The organism is Sphingopyxis sp. (assembly GCF_034380315.1).
GTDB lineage: Bacteria > Pseudomonadota > Alphaproteobacteria > Sphingomonadales > Sphingomonadaceae > Sphingopyxis.
The window spans coordinates 410235-429491 of the sequence record NZ_JAXMPB010000001.1 but is presented as its reverse complement, the minus strand read 5'-3'; the positions used below and the strand labels follow the sequence as shown (position 1 = coordinate 429491).

18 protein-coding genes and 1 pseudogene are annotated in these 19257 nt (G+C 65.1%); 5 read left to right on the top strand and 14 right to left on the bottom strand.

Going from position 1 to position 19257, the window contains the following annotated elements:
• Positions 1-2: 2 nt before the first annotated feature.
• The 3 genes from U0S50_RS02215 (at position 3) to U0S50_RS02205 (ending at position 4450) form a co-directional block, all read left to right on the top strand.
• Positions 3-2519 carry a penicillin-binding protein 1A gene (locus U0S50_RS02215; RefSeq protein WP_322307104.1) on the top strand — a complete coding sequence of 839 codons (2517 nt, stop codon included), beginning with the start codon at positions 3-5 and terminating at the stop codon, positions 2517-2519.
• A 72-nt stretch (positions 2520-2591) separates the two neighbouring features.
• Positions 2592-3719 carry a peptide chain release factor 2 gene (gene prfB, locus U0S50_RS02210; protein WP_322307103.1) on the top strand — a complete coding sequence of 376 codons (1128 nt, stop codon included), beginning with the start codon at positions 2592-2594 and terminating at the stop codon, positions 3717-3719.
• Positions 3719-4450 (top strand): class I SAM-dependent methyltransferase, encoded by a 732-nt coding sequence (locus U0S50_RS02205; protein ID WP_322307102.1) that lies wholly within the window; start codon positions 3719-3721, stop codon positions 4448-4450. Before prfB ends, U0S50_RS02205 begins: the two co-directional genes overlap by 1 nt.
• 89 nt (positions 4451-4539) lie before the next feature.
• Here the strand turns inward: U0S50_RS02205 and U0S50_RS02200 are convergent, their stop codons facing one another.
• The 12 genes and pseudogenes from U0S50_RS02200 to mutM all read right to left on the bottom strand — a co-directional run bounded on the left by U0S50_RS02200 (position 4540) and on the right by mutM (position 14778).
• Positions 4540-4905 carry a DsrE family protein gene (locus U0S50_RS02200; RefSeq protein WP_322307287.1) on the bottom strand — a complete coding sequence of 122 codons (366 nt, stop codon included), beginning with the start codon at positions 4903-4905 and terminating at the stop codon, positions 4540-4542.
• Positions 4893-5642 (bottom strand): HesA/MoeB/ThiF family protein, encoded by a 750-nt coding sequence (locus tag U0S50_RS02195; RefSeq protein ID WP_322307101.1) that lies wholly within the window; start codon positions 5640-5642, stop codon positions 4893-4895. Before U0S50_RS02195 ends, U0S50_RS02200 begins: the two co-directional genes overlap by 13 nt.
• Before the next feature lie 98 nt (positions 5643-5740).
• A pseudogene (gene dut, locus U0S50_RS02190) lies at positions 5741-6178 on the bottom strand (dUTP diphosphatase); the annotation flags it as partial.
• On the bottom strand, positions 6165-7469 hold the full coding sequence (locus U0S50_RS02185) for a bifunctional phosphopantothenoylcysteine decarboxylase/phosphopantothenate synthase (protein ID WP_322307100.1): 1305 nt from the start codon (positions 7467-7469) through the stop codon (positions 6165-6167). The pseudogene dut and the gene U0S50_RS02185, both read right to left, overlap by 14 nt.
• Positions 7470-7471: 2 nt before the next feature.
• Positions 7472-7768 (bottom strand): CcdB family protein, encoded by a 297-nt coding sequence (locus U0S50_RS02180; protein ID WP_322307099.1) that lies wholly within the window; start codon positions 7766-7768, stop codon positions 7472-7474.
• A complete protein-coding gene (locus U0S50_RS02175; protein WP_322307098.1) occupies positions 7768-8013 on the bottom strand; it encodes a type II toxin-antitoxin system CcdA family antitoxin in 246 nt (81 codons plus the stop codon). The genes U0S50_RS02180 and U0S50_RS02175 overlap by 1 nt, the downstream gene beginning before the upstream one ends.
• Before the next feature lie 44 nt (positions 8014-8057).
• Positions 8058-9545 (bottom strand): SulP family inorganic anion transporter, encoded by a 1488-nt coding sequence (locus U0S50_RS02170; RefSeq protein WP_322307097.1) that lies wholly within the window; start codon positions 9543-9545, stop codon positions 8058-8060.
• Positions 9546-10188: 643 nt separating this feature from the next.
• Positions 10189-10809 carry a hypothetical protein gene (locus U0S50_RS02165; RefSeq protein ID WP_322307096.1) on the bottom strand — a complete coding sequence of 207 codons (621 nt, stop codon included), beginning with the start codon at positions 10807-10809 and terminating at the stop codon, positions 10189-10191.
• A gap of 189 nt (positions 10810-10998) precedes the next feature.
• Positions 10999-11301: a GIY-YIG nuclease family protein gene (locus tag U0S50_RS02160; RefSeq protein WP_322307286.1), complete on the bottom strand. Its 303-nt coding sequence runs from the start codon at positions 11299-11301 to the stop codon at positions 10999-11001.
• Between the two features lie 306 nt (positions 11302-11607).
• On the bottom strand, positions 11608-13011 hold the full coding sequence (dnaA, locus tag U0S50_RS02155; protein WP_322307095.1) for a chromosomal replication initiator protein DnaA: 1404 nt from the start codon (positions 13009-13011) through the stop codon (positions 11608-11610).
• A gap of 502 nt (positions 13012-13513) precedes the next feature.
• Positions 13514-13777, bottom strand: a complete 264-nt coding sequence (gene rpsT, locus U0S50_RS02150) for a 30S ribosomal protein S20 (RefSeq protein WP_322307094.1) — start codon at positions 13775-13777, stop codon at positions 13514-13516.
• A 188-nt stretch (positions 13778-13965) separates the two neighbouring features.
• Positions 13966-14778, bottom strand: coding sequence for a bifunctional DNA-formamidopyrimidine glycosylase/DNA-(apurinic or apyrimidinic site) lyase (gene mutM, locus U0S50_RS02145; protein ID WP_322307285.1), 813 nt, complete (start codon positions 14776-14778; stop codon positions 13966-13968).
• Between the two features lie 95 nt (positions 14779-14873).
• Here mutM and U0S50_RS02140 point away from each other — a divergent pair, with 95 nt between their 5' ends.
• Together U0S50_RS02140 and ubiB are read left to right on the top strand one after the other, a co-directional pair.
• The gene (locus U0S50_RS02140; RefSeq protein WP_322307093.1) at positions 14874-15611 is read left to right on the top strand and encodes a class I SAM-dependent methyltransferase; all 738 of its coding nucleotides are present in this window, start codon (positions 14874-14876) and stop codon (positions 15609-15611) included.
• Positions 15608-17161, top strand: coding sequence for a 2-polyprenylphenol 6-hydroxylase (ubiB, locus tag U0S50_RS02135; protein WP_322307092.1), 1554 nt, complete (start codon positions 15608-15610; stop codon positions 17159-17161). Before U0S50_RS02140 ends, ubiB begins: the two co-directional genes overlap by 4 nt.
• Before the next feature lie 135 nt (positions 17162-17296).
• On the opposite strand, the gene U0S50_RS02130 is transcribed toward ubiB, so the two are convergent.
• Together U0S50_RS02130 and U0S50_RS02125 are read right to left on the bottom strand one after the other, a co-directional pair.
• Positions 17297-17815: a hypothetical protein gene (locus U0S50_RS02130; protein WP_322307091.1), complete on the bottom strand. Its 519-nt coding sequence runs from the start codon at positions 17813-17815 to the stop codon at positions 17297-17299.
• Between the two features lie 626 nt (positions 17816-18441).
• Positions 18442-19140, bottom strand: coding sequence for a DUF4136 domain-containing protein (locus U0S50_RS02125; protein WP_322307090.1), 699 nt, complete (start codon positions 19138-19140; stop codon positions 18442-18444).
• Positions 19141-19257 lie beyond the last annotated feature (117 nt).

The window sequence follows — 19257 nt, the reverse complement described above, 5'->3', positions numbered from 1 at the left end:
CTATGGCCGCCGATAGTCCGACCGATTTCCGCCTTCGCCTTCGCCGCGACGGCAATGCCGTCATTGCCTGGTTTCGCGACATGTGGGCGCGGCGCTGGTTCCGCTGGCTCGGCTATATGGCGGCGGCCGGGCTTGCCGGTCTGGCGTTGATCTGGGCGGTTTTCGCCCGCGATCTGCCTTCGGTCGACCAGCTTCGCGATTATCAGCCGCCGCTGCCGACGATGGTGCGCGACGGCGAAGGGGTGCCGGTCCACACCTATGCCCGCGAACGCCGCGTTCAGCTCGACTACAGCGAATATCCCCAGCTTCTGGTCCGCGCCTTTCTGTCGGCGGAAGACAAGACCTTCTTCGACCATGGCGGCATCGACTATCCGGGGATCGCGACCGCGGTCATCACCAATCTGACCAGCAGTGGGCGCCCGGTCGGCGCCTCGACGATCACACAGCAGGTGGCCAAAAATCTGCTGCTGACCAACGAGCTCAGCTATCGGCGCAAGATTCGCGAGGCGATCCTCGCGATGCGGATCGAAAGCGCGCTGTCGAAAGAGCGCATTCTGGAGCTCTATCTCAACGAAATCCCGCTCGGGCGGCGCAGCTTCGGCGTCCAGGCGGCGAGCCGCGCCTATTTCGACAAGGATGTCGACCAGCTCGCGCTCCACGAAATGGCCTTTCTCGCCATCCTGCCCAAGGCGCCCGAAAAATACGGCCGCGCGCGCTTTACCGAAGAGGCGCTGACGCGCCGCAACTTTGTGCTCGGGTCGATGGAGCGCAACGGCTGGATCAACGCGGCGCAGCGCGACGCGGCGCGCGCCATGCCGCTTGGCCTGACGAGTGGCGGCAGCAACGCGGTCGCCCAGGCCGGCGGCTATTATATGGAAGAAGTGCGGCGGCAGTTGATCGCCGAATTCGGCGAAACCGCCGAGGACGGACCGCACAGCGTCTATGCCGGCGGCCTGTGGGTCCGCACGCCCTATGATGTGAAGATGCAGACCGCGGCGACGCGCGCGCTGCGCGCGGGCCTGATTCGCTATGATGCGGGCAAGGGGTGGTCGGGACCGGTCGCCACGATCGAGGCCGACGACCAATGGGCCAGCCGCCTTGCCTCCAGCTTCATCGGTATCGATTACGACAATTGGCGGATCGCCGCGGTGCTGTCGAAATCGGCGGGCGAAGCGCGCATCGGCTTTGCGGACGGAAGCACCGGGCGCCTGCCCGCCGGGGCCGCGACCCTTGGGTATCGCAAGACCGGCGGCAGCGCCTTTTCGGCGATGCGCGCGGGCGATCTGATCGCGGTCAAATCGACCGGCGGCGACAACTATGCGCTGCGCAATATTCCCGAGGTATCGGGCGGCTTCCTGGCTGAAAGTCCGCACTCGGGCCGCGTCTATGCGATGCAGGGCGGTTTCGACGTCCGCCTGTCGCCCTTCAACCGCGCGACCCAGGCGGAACGCCAGCCGGGCTCGACGATCAAGCCCTTCGTCTATGCCACCGCGCTCGACAATGGGATGACGCCCGCGTCGCTGATCGTCGACGGCCCCTTCTGCGTCTATCAGGGCGCCCGTTTCGGCAACAAATGCTTCCGCAACTTCGGCGGATCGGCAGGCGCGGGCGAGCATACGATGCGCTGGGGGCTCGAACAGTCGCGCAACCTGATGACGGTCAAGACGGCGAGCCAGGTCGGCATGGAACCGATCGTCGAAACGATCCGCGACATGGGCATCGGCGAGCATGAACCCTATCTTTCGACCGCGCTGGGCGCCGGTTCGACCACGGTGGAAAAGCTGGTGAACGCCTATGCGATGCTCGCCAACCATGGCCGCGAGCTGAAGCCGCGACTGATCGACTATGCCCAGGATCGCCGCGGCAAGGTGATTTTCCCGAAAAACTGGCGCCCCTGCGACGGGTGCAACATGGCGGACTGGGACGGGCGGCCGATGCCGCGCTTCGCGCCGACCGGCAAACAGGTCATGGACCCGATGACCGCCTATCAGACCGTCCACATGCTCGAAGGCGTGGTACAGCGCGGCACCGCACAGCGGCTGCGCGACCTTGGCGTGCCGATGTTCGGCAAGACGGGAACGACCTCGGGTCCGAAGGACGTGTGGTTCGTCGGCGGCACGCCCGATGTCGTGGCGGGGGTCTATCTGGGTTTCGACCAGCCGCGCAACATGGGCGGCTATGCCCAGGGCGGCAGCCTCGCGGGTCCCATCTTCAAGCAATTCTATCAGGAATCGCTCTCCGATCGCCAGCCGATCCCCTTTGCCGCGCCCAAGGGCATCCGCATGGTGCGTATCGACCGGCGCACCGGACGCCGCGTCTATGGCGCGTGGCCGGGCAGCGATCCCAAGGCGTCGATCATCTGGGAAGCCTTCAAGCCCGAAAGCGAGCCGCGGCGCACGATTCGCGAAGAGGAAATCAAGCCCGCGGCCCCGGCCAAGCGACAGGATGCCCCGGTTCGCGAAGACGGCGGCCGCCGAAGCGACAGCGAATTTCTCGAGGATCGCGGCGGCATCATCTGACGCCGCGCTCCCACTTTCCCTTGGGCTCGTCAGGGCCTAAGGGCATGACCGATATTTCTCAGGAGCAAGACTATGCGCGCCGAAGCGCAGGATCATATCGACAGGATTGGCGCCGCCATGGCGTTGGTGCGCCGCTTTCTCGATTGGGACCGCGCGCTGCGCCGTCTCGACGAACTCAATGCGAAGGTCGAGGATCCGACCCTGTGGGACAATCCCCGGGCGGCACAGGACGTAATGCGCGAACGCCGCCGTCTGGACGAGGCGATCGGGGCGACGCGCGCGATCGAGACCGAGATGGCGGATACCGCCGAACTGATCGAACTGGCTGAAATGGAAGGCGACGAAGCGCTGGTGGACGATGCCGTCGCCAGCCTTGCCGCGCTTGCCGACCGCGCCGAAAGCGACAAGGTCAAGGCGCTGCTGGCGGGCGAAGCCGATGCCAACGACTGCTATATCGAGGTTCATGCGGGCGCGGGCGGCACCGAAAGCCAAGACTGGGCCGAAATGCTGCAACGCATGTATATGCGCTGGGCCGAAAAGCGCGGCATGAAGGTCGAACTCGTCGAATATCAGGCGGGCGAACAGGCCGGGATCAAATCGGCGACGATGCTGGTAAAGGGCGAAAACGCCTATGGCTATGCCAAGACCGAAAGCGGCGTTCACCGCCTTGTCCGCATCTCGCCCTATGACAGTTCGGCGCGCCGCCACACCAGCTTTTCCAGCGTCTGGGTCTATCCGGTGATCGACGATGATATCCAGATCGAGGTCAATGAAGGCGACCTCAAGATCGATACCTATCGCGCATCGGGGGCGGGCGGACAGCATGTCAACACGACCGACTCGGCGGTCCGCATCACCCATATTCCGACCGGCATCGTGGTTGCCAGCCAGAACGACCGGTCGCAGCACAAGAACCGCGCGACCGCGATGGGGATGCTGAAGGCGCGCCTCTACGAAGCCGAACTGCAAAAGCGCGAGGCAGAGGCATCGGGTGAATATCAGGCCAAGACCGAAATCGGCTGGGGCCACCAGATTCGATCCTATGTCCTCCAGCCCTATCAGCTGGTGAAGGATCTGCGGACCGGTGTGACCTCGACCGCGCCCGGCGACGTCCTCGACGGCGCGCTCGACCCCTTCATGGCCGCCGCCCTGTCGCAGAAGGTGACGGGCGAAAAGGTCGAGGTGGAGGACATCGACTGATGCGCCGTGCGGGCGCCCGGTCGGCGATGGCCGCGCTGGCGCTCGTGCCGCTGCTCGGCGGCTGCGACATGCCGTGGGACGATGGCGGTGGCCGGATCGAAACCGCGCGGGAATTCCCGCCTGCCGACCGGCCGGTGGCCCAGACGGTCTCGACCAAATGGTCGACCGAAGAGGCGCGCGATCGCCTCAACGAGGCCGACGACGTCATGGATTCGGCCGATGTCCGCAAGGGCATGACCGTCGCCGACATCGGGGCCGGGGACGGCTATTACACCGTCCGCCTCGCGACGCGCGTCGGCGCGTCGGGGCGCGTGCTGGCACAGGACATCATTCCCGATGTAATCGAACGGCTGGCGGATCGCGTCGCGCGCGATCGGCTCGACAATGTGTCGCTCAAACTGGGGGCGATCGACGACCCGCGCCTGCCCGCCGCCAGCTTCGACCGCGTCTTCATGGTCCATATGTATCACGAGATCGGCGAACCCTATGCCTTCCTCTGGCGCCTGCGTCCGGCGCTGCGCAAGGACGGGCAGGTGATCGTCGTCGATGGCGACCGCCCGATCTCCCAGCATGGCACGCCCTTCCGCCTGCTCGTCTGCGAATTTCAGGCGGTCGGATATAAATTGCTGTCCTACGACGATAAACAGCATGCGGGCGGCTATCTTGCCCGCTTCGTGCCGTCGGGCACCCGGCCCGATCCGGCGGCGATCAAGGTGTGCAAGAACCCCTGAGCCAGAAGCCCCGAAGGGCAGTGGGCAGGGGGCAGGGTGCGTCTTTCGCTATCCGCCCCTTCATTTCCCTGTTCGCCGCGCGGCGATCGTCAATAGGTCAGCAGATGGTCGTCGGGGGCCGTCGCCGCCAGAAAGCTCAGCAGGCCGCCGACCTCCGCCTCGGGGGCCAGCCGGTCGGCCGTCACGCCCGCCAGCGCCAGCCCCGACTGGCAAACCATGATCCGGACGTCCATCGCCGCGGCCTCGGCGACCAGCGCCGCAAGGTCGGGTTGGCCGGCGGCGGTGCGCGCGCGGTCGCCGGGAAAGCCCACCGGCGCCTGCAACAGCGCGGCGGCTTCGCCCTGCAGGAACAGCCGCGCCGTCCGGCCCAGCGCGGACCATGCCATGGCGCATTCCAGCGCGGCATAGAATCGCGCGCCGTCGGGCGCCGCGACGATGATGTTCAGCCCCGGCATATCGGGCACTCCGGATCCTTCGCGATGCCGATCTCGCGCCAGCGGCGGTCGAGCATGTCGATGATCGCCAGGCGCCCGTTCAGCGGCTGGCCCCATCCGGTCAGCGCGCGAACCGCCTCCAGCGCCGCCATCGTCCCGATCATGCCCGCCAGCGCGCCCATCACTCCGGCCTCGGCGCAGTTGATCCCCGGCCGGTCGGGATCGTCGCCGACCAGGCAGGCATAGCAGGGCGCGTCCTCGCGCCATCCTTCGTACAGTGCGACCTGGCCTTCGAATGCGCCGATCGCGGCGGACAACAGGGGGATGCGCCGCGCCACCGCCGCGCGATTGACGGCCAGCCGGGTCGCGAAATTGTCGCATCCGTCGAGGATCAGCGTCGCGCCGTCCAGCAGGCTTTCGGCATTGCCCGCGTCGATCCGTTCGATCCGCGCCTCGGCCGCGACATGCGGGTTGATCCGCCGCGCCGCCTCGGCCGCGACCGCGGCCTTGGGCGCGCCGATGTCGGCGTCGGTGAACAGGGGCTGGCGGTGAAGGTTCGACCGCTCGACATGGTCATGGTCGATGATCGTCAGCCGGCCGACGCCCGCGGCGGCCAGATAGGTGATCGCCGGACAGCCGATGCCGCCCGCGCCGATGATCGCGACATGCGCGGCATTCAGCTTCGCCTGTCCCGCGCCGCCGAATTGCGGCAGGATGATCTGGCGGGCGTAACGGTCGAGTTCGGCGTCCGACAGCAAGCCTATTCGCCCGGCCGCCGCAGTTTGAGGCCGGAAAGCGAGGCGACGCCCGCAGGCTCGGCGGCGGTGTCCTCTTCGTCGGCCGCGCCGCTCGCAACGCCCGTCGATCCGAAACCGCCCGCGCCGCGCGCGGTGTCGTCGAGCGCCGCAACCTCGGCAAAGGTCGCGCGCTGGACCGGTGCGGGGACAAGCTGGGCGATGCGGTCGCCGCGCCGGATCTCGAAATTCTCGTCGCCCAGATTGGCCAGGATCACCTTCACCTCGCCGCGATAATCGCTGTCGATCGTTCCCGGCGTGTTGAGGCAGGTGATGCCATGCTTGAGCGCCAGGCCCGATCGCGGGCGCACCTGCACTTCAAAGCCCGCGGGGATCGCCATGGCGAAACCGGTCGCGACCGCGTGGCGGGTGCCGGGGCGGATGGTCAGCGTTTCCGCCGCGACGACATCCATCCCCGCCGCACCGTCCGACGCATAGGCGGGCAGGGGCAGGCCGCCGCCGTTGGGCAGGCGCTGGATGGCGATTTCAATCGGCGGCATGAGTGGATTCTGGGGGGGCACGGGCGTCGAGTTCATCGGCAATCTTTTCCATCAATTTGCGGGCGACGGCGTCCTTGGGCAGTCGGTCCCAACTGTCGACGCCGGCGGGCGTCACGATATGCACGCGGTTGCTTGCGCCGCCCATCGGGTCGGCGGAAACATCGTTGGCGACGATCCAGTCGCATCCCTTGCGGGCAAGCTTTGCCTGCGCGTGGGCGATGACGTCGTTCGTCTCGGCGGCGAACCCGACCAGCAACGGCGGTCGGTCGGGGCTTTGTGCGACGCTCGCCAATATGTCCGGATTTTCGGCGAGGGCCAGCGGCGGAACAAAGCCGCTGCCGTCCTTCTTGATCTTTTGCCCCTGCGTTTCGGCGGCGCGCCAGTCGGCGACCGCGGCGACCATGATCGCGGCATCGACGGGCAGGCCGGCGGCGACCTCGGCCGCCATTTCGCGCGCGGTCTCGACATCGATGCGGATCACGCCCGGCGGCGTGGGCAGCGGCACCGGCCCGGCGATCAACAGCACCTCGGCGCCCGCCTCGGCGGCGGCGGCGGCGATGGCAAAGCCTTGCTTTCCGCTCGACCGGTTGGCGATATAGCGCACCGGGTCGATCGGCTCGTGCGTCGGCCCGGCGGTGATCAGGATGCGGCGGCCGTGCAGCGGGCGGTGATTGGCGGGCGCAAAATCCGGCTGGCTTTGCAAAACTTCGTTCGTGTCGAGCGAAGTCGAGACACGCGATCCTGCGCGCGACGCGGCGAGCTGTTCATCGATCGCCGCCTTGATCGCCTCGGGCTCGGGCAGGCGGCCGGGGCCATATTCGCCGCACGCCATCTCGCCCTCGTCGGGCTCCATCACCGTCACCCCGTCGCCGCGCAGCGTCGCGACATTGCGCTGGGTCGCCGCGTGCAGCCACATGCGGACGTTCATCGCGGGCGCCGCCAGCACCGGCTTGTCGGTCGCGAGCAGCAGGGTGGTGGCAAGGTCGCTGGCATGGCCGCCCGCCATCTTGGCGAGCAGGTCGGCGGTCGCGGGCGCGACGACGACCAGATCGGCCTCGCGGCTCAACTGGATATGCCCCATCTCGACCTCGTCCTTCAGGTCGAACAGGTCGGTGTAAACCTTGTTTTCGGAAAGCGCCGCCAGCGTCAGCGGGGTGACGAACTGCTCGCCCGCGCGGGTCAGCACGCAGCGCACGGTCATCCCCGCCTTGCGCAGCAGCCGGACGAGCTCGATACTCTTGTACGCGGCGATGCCGCCGCCGATGATAAGCAGGATGCGTTTGGCGGCCATCGTCAGACTCCTGTGAACAGCACGTCGAGCGCGTCGATAATGACAAAGCCGCGATCGCCAAGGCTCACGACGAAGTCGTCCAGCTGATGGGCCGGAACGGCGGCTGCAAATTGCGTGTACATGACATGCTCGACGCCTTCGACCGTGAAGAGTGGATTAAGTCGCCGTGCGACCACCTCGAACTGGTCGGCGGGCAGCAAGGGCGCGACGAATCGCGTATCGAGATGGTGGAGCAGGTCCGACTGGCAGTCGACGACCAGATCGCCATCGGGCGTGCGCCACACGTCGAATTGCGCCATCAGAACAGCCGATATTTGGCGAGCGGCAGGCCATGTTTGCGGACATAATCATTCGACGCATCGATTGCCGCGCGATTTTCTTCCTTCCACTTTGCCCAGCGCGCCTTCTTCACCTCGCTCGCAAGTCCGCTCTGGCACGCTTCGCTGACATTGATTTCCAGCCGCTTGGCCTCTTCGACCAGCTCGGCGTTCAGCGACACATTGGTTGCCTTCTTGGGCCCCTCGAATCGCGTCGGACGGTTCATCGCCATTCTCCTTGCGCATAAGGTATGCGCATCGGGGGCGATGATCAATGCCCGACCATGCCCAGGCTCGCGAAGGGCTTTTGATGCTCGCCATATTTGTCGACCAGCGTGGCGCTCGCTTGGTTGAGCCCGATGACCTCGACCGCCTTGCCCTCGCGGCGCAGGCGCAGCACGATCTTGTCGAGCATCCCCGTCGCCGAAATGTCCCAGAAATGCGCGGCATGGACGTCGATGATCACGGTATCGACCGCCGCCTCGTTAAACTCCATCGCTTCATAGAGCCGGTCGACCGAGGCAAAGAATATCTGCCCGCCGACGACATAGCGGCGGGTGCTGCCCTCGATCCGGGTTTCTATCGTCAAAAGCTCCCGCACCTTCCAGGCAAAGAAGATGCCCGACAAAAGCACGCCGGTCAGCACCCCGATCGACAGGTCGTGCGTCGCGACGACCATCACCACCGTCGCGATCATCACGACATTCGACGGCCAGGGGTGGTGCAGCGTCTCGGAAAAACTTTTCCAGCGAAAGGTCGAAACCGAGACGAAGATCATCACCGCGACCAGTGCGGGCATCGGGATCTGCGCGACCCATGGCCCCAGCGCGACGATCAGCACCAACAGCATGACGCCGGCGACAAAGGTCGACAGCCGCCGCCGCCCGCCCGATTTGATGTTGATCACCGACTGGCCGATCATGGCGCACCCGCCCATGCCGCCGATGAAGCCGGTGACGAAATTGGCAAGCCCCTGTCCCCAGGTTTCGCGGCGCTTGTCGCTGCGCGTTTCGGTCATGTCGTCGACGATCGATGCGGTGAGCAGGCTCTCGAGCAGGCCGACCGCCGCCATCGCGAGCGAATAGGGCGCGATGATGCGCAGCGTCTCCCACGTCAGCGGCACCTCGGGCCAATGGAACCACGGCACGCTGTCGGGCAGCTTGCCCATGTCGCCGACGGTAAAGACGTCGATGCGAAAGCCGATGGAAACCGCGGCGAGCAGCACGATTGCGACCAGCGGCGAGGGGACGGCGGTGGTCAGGCGCGGCAGGCCATAGATGATGACCAGTCCCGCCGCGACCATCGCATAGGTGGTCAGCGTCATCGCCTCGCCGGTCAGCTGCGGCAATTGCGCCACGAAGATCAGGATGGCGAGGGCGTTGACGAAACCCGTGATGACCGAGCGCGAGACGAACCGCATGAGCAGGTCGAGCCGCAGCAACGCCGCCACGCCCTGGAATATCCCCATCAATATCGTCGCGGCGAACAGATATTCGACGCCATGATCGCGCACCAGCGGCACCACCAGCACCGCCACCGCGGCGGTCGCGGCGCTGATCATCCCGGGGCGCCCGCCGACCATCGCGATGATCACCGCGATCGAAAAACTGGCATACAGGCCGACGCGCGGATCGACGCCGGCGATGATCGAAAAACCGATCGCCTCGGGGATCAGCGCCAGCGCGACGGCAAGCCCCGACAGAAACTCGGCGCGCGGGTTGGTCAGCCAGTCGCGGCGGAAATCATTGTGCAGGGCCATCGTCGCTCCGGTACGGATGCGCACAGGGGGGGGCACGGCCCTCGAACAAGTGCAAAGATCGGGAATAGGCGCTCCTTAGGGGCAGGCGGCCCCGAAATCCAGAGCCGGGCACAACCATCCGGCCCACCCACAGGATCGCGGCAATGCGCCCCTCCTCCTGCCAGCGGGGATATCGGCGCCTACACATCGGGAAGCCCGCACGCCGCCGCGGTCGTTGGTGCCGATCTGGGTCAAATGACCGCTATCGACCCCGAAGCCGCCGTCTCCGCCTCCTCAACCCGTTCGCATCGAGCGAAGTCGAGATGCCCCTCGGGCCAGGCGCCGCATCGATGGGTGCCTCGACTTCGCGCGACACGAACGGAAAAACAGGTCCATCGGCTAGCGACCGGTTGCGACCGGAAGTTGATCTATCCATCATCGTCACCCCGGACTTGATCCGGGGTCCCGCTTAAGATCGAAGGCGATCTGCGCCTCAAAGAGCGGGATCCCGGATCAAGTCCGGGATGACGAAGGAGGGCAACGTCCGCTTGCCCCCCAAAGTCGCCGTTCACCACCGATTTGGATTGAATGGCAGGAAACGACCGAAGCCGGTCATTCATTCGGCAAGACGGAAAACTCGCAAGCGGACGCTAACGAAGCGATATTATTGGTCTCGGTACTGGGCTTCTTCCGCCTGCGACAATGGCTTTTGAGGGCTGCTTTCAATCGAGCAAAATCCGAGATGCGCGCCCGGCAGATTTCTATTGTCTCTTCGGTGTGTGATCACAGCACCATACACCAACGGCCCAGACGCACTGCCCGACTGCTCGGGCGTGTCGGTAAGCTGTATCATCACCCACGTCTTACCGTCTCGAAATTGCATGAGAGAATCGTAATTTGAGCGCGAGGGCGCATCCCAACGATATGTTTCGAGGCGAGAGTGCTTATCACCAGTACTGGCTTCAAGGAGCGGATTTTCGAAAAGCCCGCTGTCATCTCGTATGACTTTTAGCGCTACGGGTGTGCTCACAAATCCCCGCCAAGCCGGCATGGTCCAAAGCTCCCCTTTTGTTCCTCGGACGCCGCGCCCCCCCGTTTGCTCGAGTTTGAGCTGGCCGATATTGCCGCCACTGTCGTGGAGCTTACAATTTACTTTGTATGCCGGAAGCGTTTGACGCTCTGCGCTGTCCGTCAATGCTTCAATTGACATCATTGGCGGCGTTGGCGGCGTTGGCGGTTTCAATTGGGTAGCAGCCTGCGCCATGAGCAAAAAACCGACGATCATCCGGCGCCCTCTCAAATCTGATGTCTAGCAACTTCTCTGCCTAGCTAGCAAAGTCTGGCACTTGCGCAACGTCCGCTTCCCACCCCGGTTTTCGCCGTTCGGCGTGGTTCGCGGCGGAACGGCCGGAAACGACCGGAAGTTGACCTATCCATCATCGTCACCCCGGACTTGATCCGGGGTCCCGCTTTTTCATCCGACCCATCTATCGAACAGATCCTGCCAATCGGGATTGCCGCGTTCGATCAACGCGAACTTCCATTGCCGGCGCCAACGCTTGATGCGCTTTTCGTGCGCGATGCAGGCGACAATGTCGTCGCCGGGTTCAGCCCATACAAGGCGAGAGAGGCCATATTTGGCACAGAAATCGGAGCCATCACCCGTGCGGTGCTGATGGATGCGGGCGGGTAGATTTGCTGTAACGCCGACATAGATTGTCCCGCGGTAGCGGTCGGCCATGATATAGACCCAGCCGCCTTTCCTTGCCCCTTCCATCGAGGAAAAGTGGTTCAAGCGGGACCCCGGGTCAAGCCCGGGGTGACGAAAATGAGGGACATCCGCTTCCCACCCCATTTCGGCCGCTGCTGATATGGTTCGAATGACGACCAGGCGACCGGCTGGTTCGTCCGGATCCTGCCTGTGGGGTAGCTATGGCGCCACGTCGCGGCCCCTCCACCACCGTCCCCCAAAAGGACAGGCTATCGCGTTCGGTATCTCATGGCCACCCCGCCGGGAGCGCGCGGGTGGCTGCACCTGCGCCATGTGGACAAGTCCGGGGATGAATCCGGGATGGGGTGTGGATCAGCCGTTCAGGCTGCGGCGGATCGCGGCGATTTCGGCGTCGAGTTCGCTGTCGGCGACGCGCAGCGCCTCGACCGTGCGGACCGCGTGGATCACCGTCGAATGGTCGCGCCCGCCAAAGCGGCGGCCGATTTCGGGGTAGGAGCGCGGCGTCAGTTCCTTGGCCAGATACATGGCGACCTGGCGCGGCCGGGCGATGGTCCGCACGCGGCGCTTTGACGCCATTTCCGACTTGTCGAGCCGGTAATGCGCACAGACCGCGCGCTGAATCTCGTCGATCGTGATGCGCGGGCGCGCGCTGCGGACATTTTCGGCCAGCCGGTCTTCGGCCAGCGTCAGATCGACCGGGGTGCCCGTGAGCGCGGCATAAGCGAGCAGCTTGTTCAGCGCCCCCTCGAGCTCGCGGATATTGCGGGTGAAATGCTTGACCAGATAGGCGACGACTTCGTCGGGCACCTCGACCATCGGCATGGCGGCCAGCCGCTGGCGGATGATGCGTTCGCGCAGGTCCGCCTCGGGCGCCTCGATGTCGGCGACCAGGCCGCCCGACAGGCGCGACAACAGCCGCGCCTCGACGCCATCGAGCATCGCCGGCGGACGATCGGCGGTGACGACGAGCCGCTTGCCCGCGGTCAGCAAATCGTCGATCGTGTGCAGCAATTCTTCCTGGGTCGAATTCTTGCCGATCACGAACTGCAGATCGTCGAGCAACAGCAGGTCGGCGGCGCGCAGCCGCGCCTTGAACGCCATCATGTCGCCGCCGCGCATCGCGCCGACGAATTCGAGCATGAATTTTTCGGCCGACATCAGGATGATGTTCGCGGTCGGGCGAATGGCGGCATAGGCCTGGGCGATCGCCTGCAACAGATGCGTCTTGCCCTGTCCGGTCCCCGAACACAGGTAGAGCGGATTGAACTGCGGTGCTTCGGCCATCGCCATGCGGCGCGCCGCATTGGCGGCCAGGATGTTGCTGCGCGCGACGACGAAACGGTCGAAGGACAGGCGCGGGTCAAAGGTCGACGGGATGCTGGCGGCGATCGGCGCGGCGAGCGGCAGACCCGGCGACACCGGCGCGGCCGGCGCGGCGGCGGCGCCCATGTTGGGCAGCGGCGCCTGCGACAGCGCGGCGGCCCGGTCGGCGGCGGCGGCCCCGCCGCGCACGTTGACGCTGCGCGCGCCGGGCAGGTGCTGGCGCCACGCAAGCGCCAGGCGCTCGCCGAATCGTTCGTTGATCCAGTTGGCGGAAAAGCGGCTGGCGGTTTCCAGCGTCACCACCCCTGACAGGGTGCAGTAATCGGCAAAGCGCACCGGCTTCAGCCAATGGTCGAAGGTGCGGGCGCCCAGGTCGCGGCGCAGCCCTTCGGCAACGCGCGGCCAGAGCGTCGCGGCGTCATCCCCGCTCATTGCTCCTTCCCGTGCGTCTGCGTCATGCCTGTCCCCGCTGAATGTCACGCCGTGTCGCCCCCTGTTTGTCCGTGCCTCCATCCTTGCCGCGGCCGGCCATGCATCGCCTTCGCCTGGCGCAGGACGCAAAAATCCTGTCCCGGACTCACGGGTCCGAAAAAAAGCGAATCATGTCGATGTGGCGGCCGTCGACGAAGGCCGATGACTCCCCCTGTCTAGTCAGGGCCCGGCGAGTCGATCAAGGGTCGCGGGTGTAAAAATACTGAAATAAAAATCTTGACTCGTTCACCCCCTAGAAAAAGCGCCAGCAGGTGATTTTATTGTTTATTTTCAGTGCTTTAATTGCATGGCCGTGCTCGCACCGGAACGAATCGCGATAATTCCGTAGCTTACCGCGATGCAACACTATTGCCATGACGCGGTAACAATAGCGGACGCAAAAAAGGACCCGCCGGATCGGTACCGGCGGGTCCTTTTTGTTCCGTAGCGGGACGCCGCCGAATCAGGCGATGGCGTTCACGCTCTTGGTCAGGCGCGAATATTTGCGCGCAACGGTGTTCTTGTGAAGAACGCCCTTTGCAACGCCGCGCGCCATTTCGGGCTGAGCGGCGGCGAGAGCGGCGGTCGCGGCGGCCTTGTCACCGGCAGCAACGGCGGCTTCGACCTTCTTCACCAGCGTGCGGATGCGCGACACGCGGTTCTTGTTGACGATCGTGCGCGCGGTGTTCCGGCGGATGCGCTTCTTTGCCTGCGGCGTGTTGGCCATAAGTTCCTCAAAATATCCAATCGGTTCAACGGTCGGAGCACAGCCATATCGGGGCAGCCGAATCGCGCATGTGCGGCGAATCAATGTCCGGATGCGGCCGGTTCCGGATGACCGGACCCTGCTCGAAGGGTGCGCCCATAGCCAGCGAGCCCCCGAACGTCAACGGTTTTCGGGAAAAAGATGCCCGGTCATCGCTGGCATTTGGGGCAATGAAAGGTCGAACGCCCGGCCTGGACGGTGCGCCGGATCGTGCCGCCGCATTCGCAGCGCTCGCTTTCGCGGCCATAGACGCGCCATTCCTTTGCGAAATAGCCAAGGTCGCCTTCGGGACTCAGAAAGTCGCGCAGGGTCGATCCCCCCGCCGCGATCGCCGACGCCAGCACCTGCTTGATCGCGGGCACCAGCCGGTCGAGCTTCGCCTTCGGCACGTCGGCCGCGGCGCGCAGCGGCGAGATGCGCGCCATGTTGAGCGCCTCGCACACATAGATGTTGCCCAGCCCCGCAACGACCGTCTGGTCGAGCAGCATCGCCTTGATCGGCGCGCGGCGCCCGGCGAGCGCGCGGGCGAGGGCGATGGCGTCGAAAGCGTCGGACAAGGTCTCGGGGCCCAGCGTCACAAAGGCCGGAAAGGCGGCGAGCGGATCGCCGCTCACCAGATCGACCGACCCGAATCGCCGCGGGTCGTGAAGGAACAACCGGTGCCCGGCTGCGGTTTCGAGGAGGAGATGGTCATGCTTGCCCACCGCGCCGCCCTCGGTCCGCCAGCGCCCCGACATGCCGAGGTGAAAGATCATATGATCGTCGCGGTCGGTCGATATGATGCCATATTTGGCGCGCCGCGACAGGCCCGTGACCGTCGCGCCGGTCAGCCGCTGCGCAAGATCGGCGGGAAAGGGGCGCCGCAGGTCGGGGCGAAAGGTGGTGACGGCGACGAGCCGCTGTCCGTCGAGAAAGGGGGCGAGGCCGCGGACGGTGGTTTCGACTTCGGGTAGCTCGGGCATATCGCCATAGCGGCTACGCGCCATTTGCGCGCGCGGCAAGGCCCGGCTAAAGGCCCGGACAACAGTTTCACCCTCCCCCCGCAAAGGCGCAGATCATGGCCACCCCCGACACCGTCAGCTTTGGGTATGAAGAGGTTCCGGCGACCGCGAAAGCCGCGATGGTCGGCGAGGTGTTCAGCCGCGTCGCGCGCAAATATGACATCATGAACGATGCGATGTCGGGCGGCATGCACCGCCTGTGGAAGGACCGTTTCGTGCGCCGGGTGAAACCCCGCGCCGGCGAACAGATCCTCGACATGGCGGGCGGCACCGGCGACATCGCCTTTCGCATGGAAGCCTCGGGCGCCAGCATCACCGTCGCCGACATCAACCCCGACATGCTGGGCGTCGGGATGGAGCGCGCGGCCGGGCGCGGCATCGACAGCCTGGTGTGGAGCGAGCAGAACGCCGAAAAGCTGAGCTTTCCCGACCAGTTTTTCGACGCCTACACCATCGCCTTCGGCATCCGCAACGTCACCGACATTCCCGCCGCCCTGGCCGAGGCGCACCGCGTCCTGCGCTATGGCGGGCGTTTCTTCTGCCTCGAATTTTCGACCAATGAATGGCCGGGCTTCGCGCAGGCCTATGACGCCTATTCGCACCATATGGTGCCGCGGCTCGGCAAGCTGATCGCGAACGACGCCGACAGCTATCGCTATCTGATCGAATCGATCCGCCGTTTCCCGCCGATGCCCGAATTCGCCCGGATGATCCGCACCGCGGGCTTCACCGCGGTCAAGGTCGAGCCGATCCTGGGCGGGCTGGTCGCGATCCACAGCGGGTGGAAAGCTTGACCCGTCCCATCACCCATATCGCCCGCCTGCTGAAATGGGGGCGCATCCTGGCGCGCCACGGGGCGCTGCGCGGGATCGAATCGGCGCCGCAAACCCCGCCGGGGGTCAAGCGGCTGTGCCGGATCGCGCGGCTGGGCACCATCCAGCCGCGCGTCCCCGACTATGCATCCGCCTTTCGGGCGATCGGCCCCGCCGCGGTCAAGCTCGGCCAGACGCTCGCGACGCGCCCCGACCTTGTCGGCGAGGAAGCCGCGCGCAACCTGCTGACGCTGCAGGACGCACTGCCCCCCGTCGCCTTCGACCGCATCCGGCAGGAGGTCGAGCAGGTGTTCGAAGCGCCGCTCGAAAGCCTCTATGCCGAATTCGATCCCGAACCCGTCGGGTCGGCATCGATCGCGCAGGTCCACCGCGCCGTGACCACCGACGGCCGCCAGGTCGCGGTGAAGGTCCGCCGTCCGGGGGTCGACAAGCAGTTCGCGCGCGACATCGAAACCTATGAATGGGCGGCCGCGCATCTCGAGGCGCTGGGCGGCGAGGCCGCACGGCTGCGCCCGCGCCAGGTGATCGCCAATTTCCGCCGCTGGACGCTGCGCGAACTCGACCTTCGGCGCGAGGCGGCGTCGGCGTCGGAGCTGTCCGACGCGATGGCCGCGGTTCCCACCTATGAAGTGCCGGCGATCGACTGGGACCGCACCGCCAGCCGCGTCATGACGATGAGCTGGATCGACGGGATCAAGATTTCGCACCGCGACCAGCTGATCGCCGCGGGGCACGACATGGACGCATTGTCGGCGAACCTCGTCCACGCCTTTTTGCGCCAGGCAATTGCCGAAGGTTTCTTTCACGCCGACATGCATCAGGGCAATTTGTTCGTGAAGGCCGACGGGACGATCGCCGCGGTCGATTTCGGCATCATGGGGCGGATCAACCGCCAGGCGCGCTATTGGCTCGCCGAAATCCTCTATGGGCTGACCACCGGCAATTACCGCCGCGTCGCCGAAATTCATTTCGAGGCGCAGTATGTGCCCGATTATCACAATGTCGACGAATTCGCGACGGCGCTGCGCGCGGTGGGCGAACCGATGCGCGGCAAGCCGGTGAGCGAACTCAGCGTCGGCCAGATGCTCGACGGGCTGTTCGCGATCACCCGCGATTTCGACATGCAGACCCAGCCGCACCTGCTGTTGCTGCAAAAGACCATGGTGATGGTCGAGGGCGTCGCGACGATGCTGAATCCAAAGATCAACATGTGGGACGTGTCGGGACCGTTTGTGAAGAACTGGATCCGCGACGAACTGGGCCCCGAAGCGGCGCTCGCCGACGGCATTCGCGAACAGGGCAAGACGCTGGCGCTGATCCCCGACATCATCCGCCGCCTCGACGAACAATTGCCGCGCAAGGGCGCTGCCCCGCCCGCGCCGCCGCTGCCCGACATTGCGCTGATGTGGGAACGCGGCGAACGGCGCGTCTGGTGGCGCTATGCGCTAACCGCGCTTACAGGCGCCGCGGCCGGCGTCGCCGCGATGCTGTGGAGCGGTATCGCCGGCTAAACCCCGGCGCCAGCGACCGCCGAAACGGCGTTTCGGGATGGAGCGCGACAGGGAGGATCCGGACGAACCAGCCGGTCGCCTAGCCGTCATTCGATCCATATCAGCAGCGGCCGAAATGGGGTGGGAAGCGGATATTTAGTTCCGAGGAGCAGCCGGGACGATTGTAACCGACGGCTTACATGGCGCCAACCGTCCCAAAGCTTGATTTCGGGCTTCACCAAAGACGTCGGCAATTACCTCACTGTCAGGGTAATCGACCGAGCCCATTGCGACTTCCTGCCCATCTTCGAGCAGTCTTATGACCGTGAAACGCCCGCCTTGTCGTAGCTTGTCCAGCCATTCGGTCTGGAAAGATAGTGCTGGCGATCCCAACTGAGCGATCTTGTAGCTAAAATTGCCTCTCTGATCCGGATAGTTGTAGCGATACGGAAACGTAGCCCAGCTCCCTCCGTTAAACTGCCATTTGATGATTTCGGGCGATTTTCGTTCAGGCGGGAGATTTGGGAGAGCTTCGATAAAGAGCATGTAGGGATTGAGCAAATCGCCCGCGTCCATTGTATAGGGCACACTAATCGCTAGCGTCCCGTCGCTGTTTCGCGACGTAAAGCTAATATGATTCGTGAGGGGCCGGTCTTCGCCCTGCTGCTTCAACATTACGAATACGCTTAGATGGCCGCGGGTAAGGCGACTGCTCCCGCATTTCTCCTGCGCGAGAGCCGGGGTCATCTGTGCAACTAACGCCAGCGTAATAAGCCATCGAACCATGTTGAAACCCTTGCCTGATATCCATTTCCATAGATCCTCGGGTCAAAGCTGAAAAGATGTCCGCAATGGGGTCGTTTCCTGCCATTCAATCCAAATCGGTGGTGAACGGCGACTTTGGGGGGCAAGCGGACGTTGCCCTCCTTCGTCATCCCGGACTTGATCCGGAATCCCGCTCTTTTGAGGCGCGGATCGCCTTCGATCTCAAGCGGGACCCCGGATCAAGTCCGGGGTGACGATGATGGATAGGTCAACTTCCGGTCGCTAGCCGACGAACCTCCTTTTCCGTTCGTGTCGAGCGAAGTCGAGACACCCATCGACACCGCACCTGGCCCGAGGGGCATCTCGACTTCGCTCGATGCGAACGGGATTTGCTAGGCGCGAACGTCCACAAACGGCCGCAACCGGTCACGGGCAGAGGCGGAGCCGATGGTGCCGAGCCGCCGCCCGCTCCACCTCGAACAAAAAAGGCCCACCCTTCGCGTGAAGGGCGGGCCTTTTCTTTGTCTTTCGTGCCTTTACCGTTTTTCGGGCGGGGCCACGGTGATCTGTACCTTTTCGCCCGAATTGCCGGGGAAGTCGGTGAACATCGCCTCGACCAGATTGGGAACGATCTGGGTCAGGTCATTGTCGCGCGACTGCGCCTCGGCGCGGCCTTCGAACAGGCGGTAACCGTCCGCGGCGCGGCTGATCTGCAGGGTGAGGTCGCTGGTATAGACCGTATAGCTTTCGACGTCGTTATAGCCGCCCCAGCCGGGGCCGAAACCGCCCCACATGAAGGGGTCGCGCCAGCCATAGATATAGCGGCGGCCGTTCGGGCCGCGCACGACGACCGGGCGGTAATAGCGGGGGCCGTAAAAGCCGCCGTACCAGGGGTCGCTGAACCCCGGGGTCGAGCGGACGCGCTCGCGGCCCTTGTCGATGCCGTAATCCATGCGGACCAGCATGTCGGGCTTTTCGTCGGGCGCCGCCGGGCGATAGCCGTAACGGGTCAGCTCGCCCGCCACCAGGCTGGCATAGCGGTTGAACTCGATGCCGCCGTCGAGCGCCGGATTGGTCGCCTCGATCGTGAAGCTCTGCCCCTGCGGGGTGGGAAGCTGCGTCTGGAAACGCGCGACATCGGCGCGAAAGGGCGTGGCGCAACCGGCCAGCGCCAGCGCCGCGCCGGTCATCGCGGCCAGCCCCAGACGTCGAAGGTTCGTCTTGATCATCGTCATGCTCCGTCATTCGGTGCGCGTCAGCCACACTCACCAGCATGACTACGCCGATGCGACTTAACCTTGGTTGAACCCGTTTCGTCGCAGTTCCGTTTGTCGCGTCCGGGGCCCCCCGTT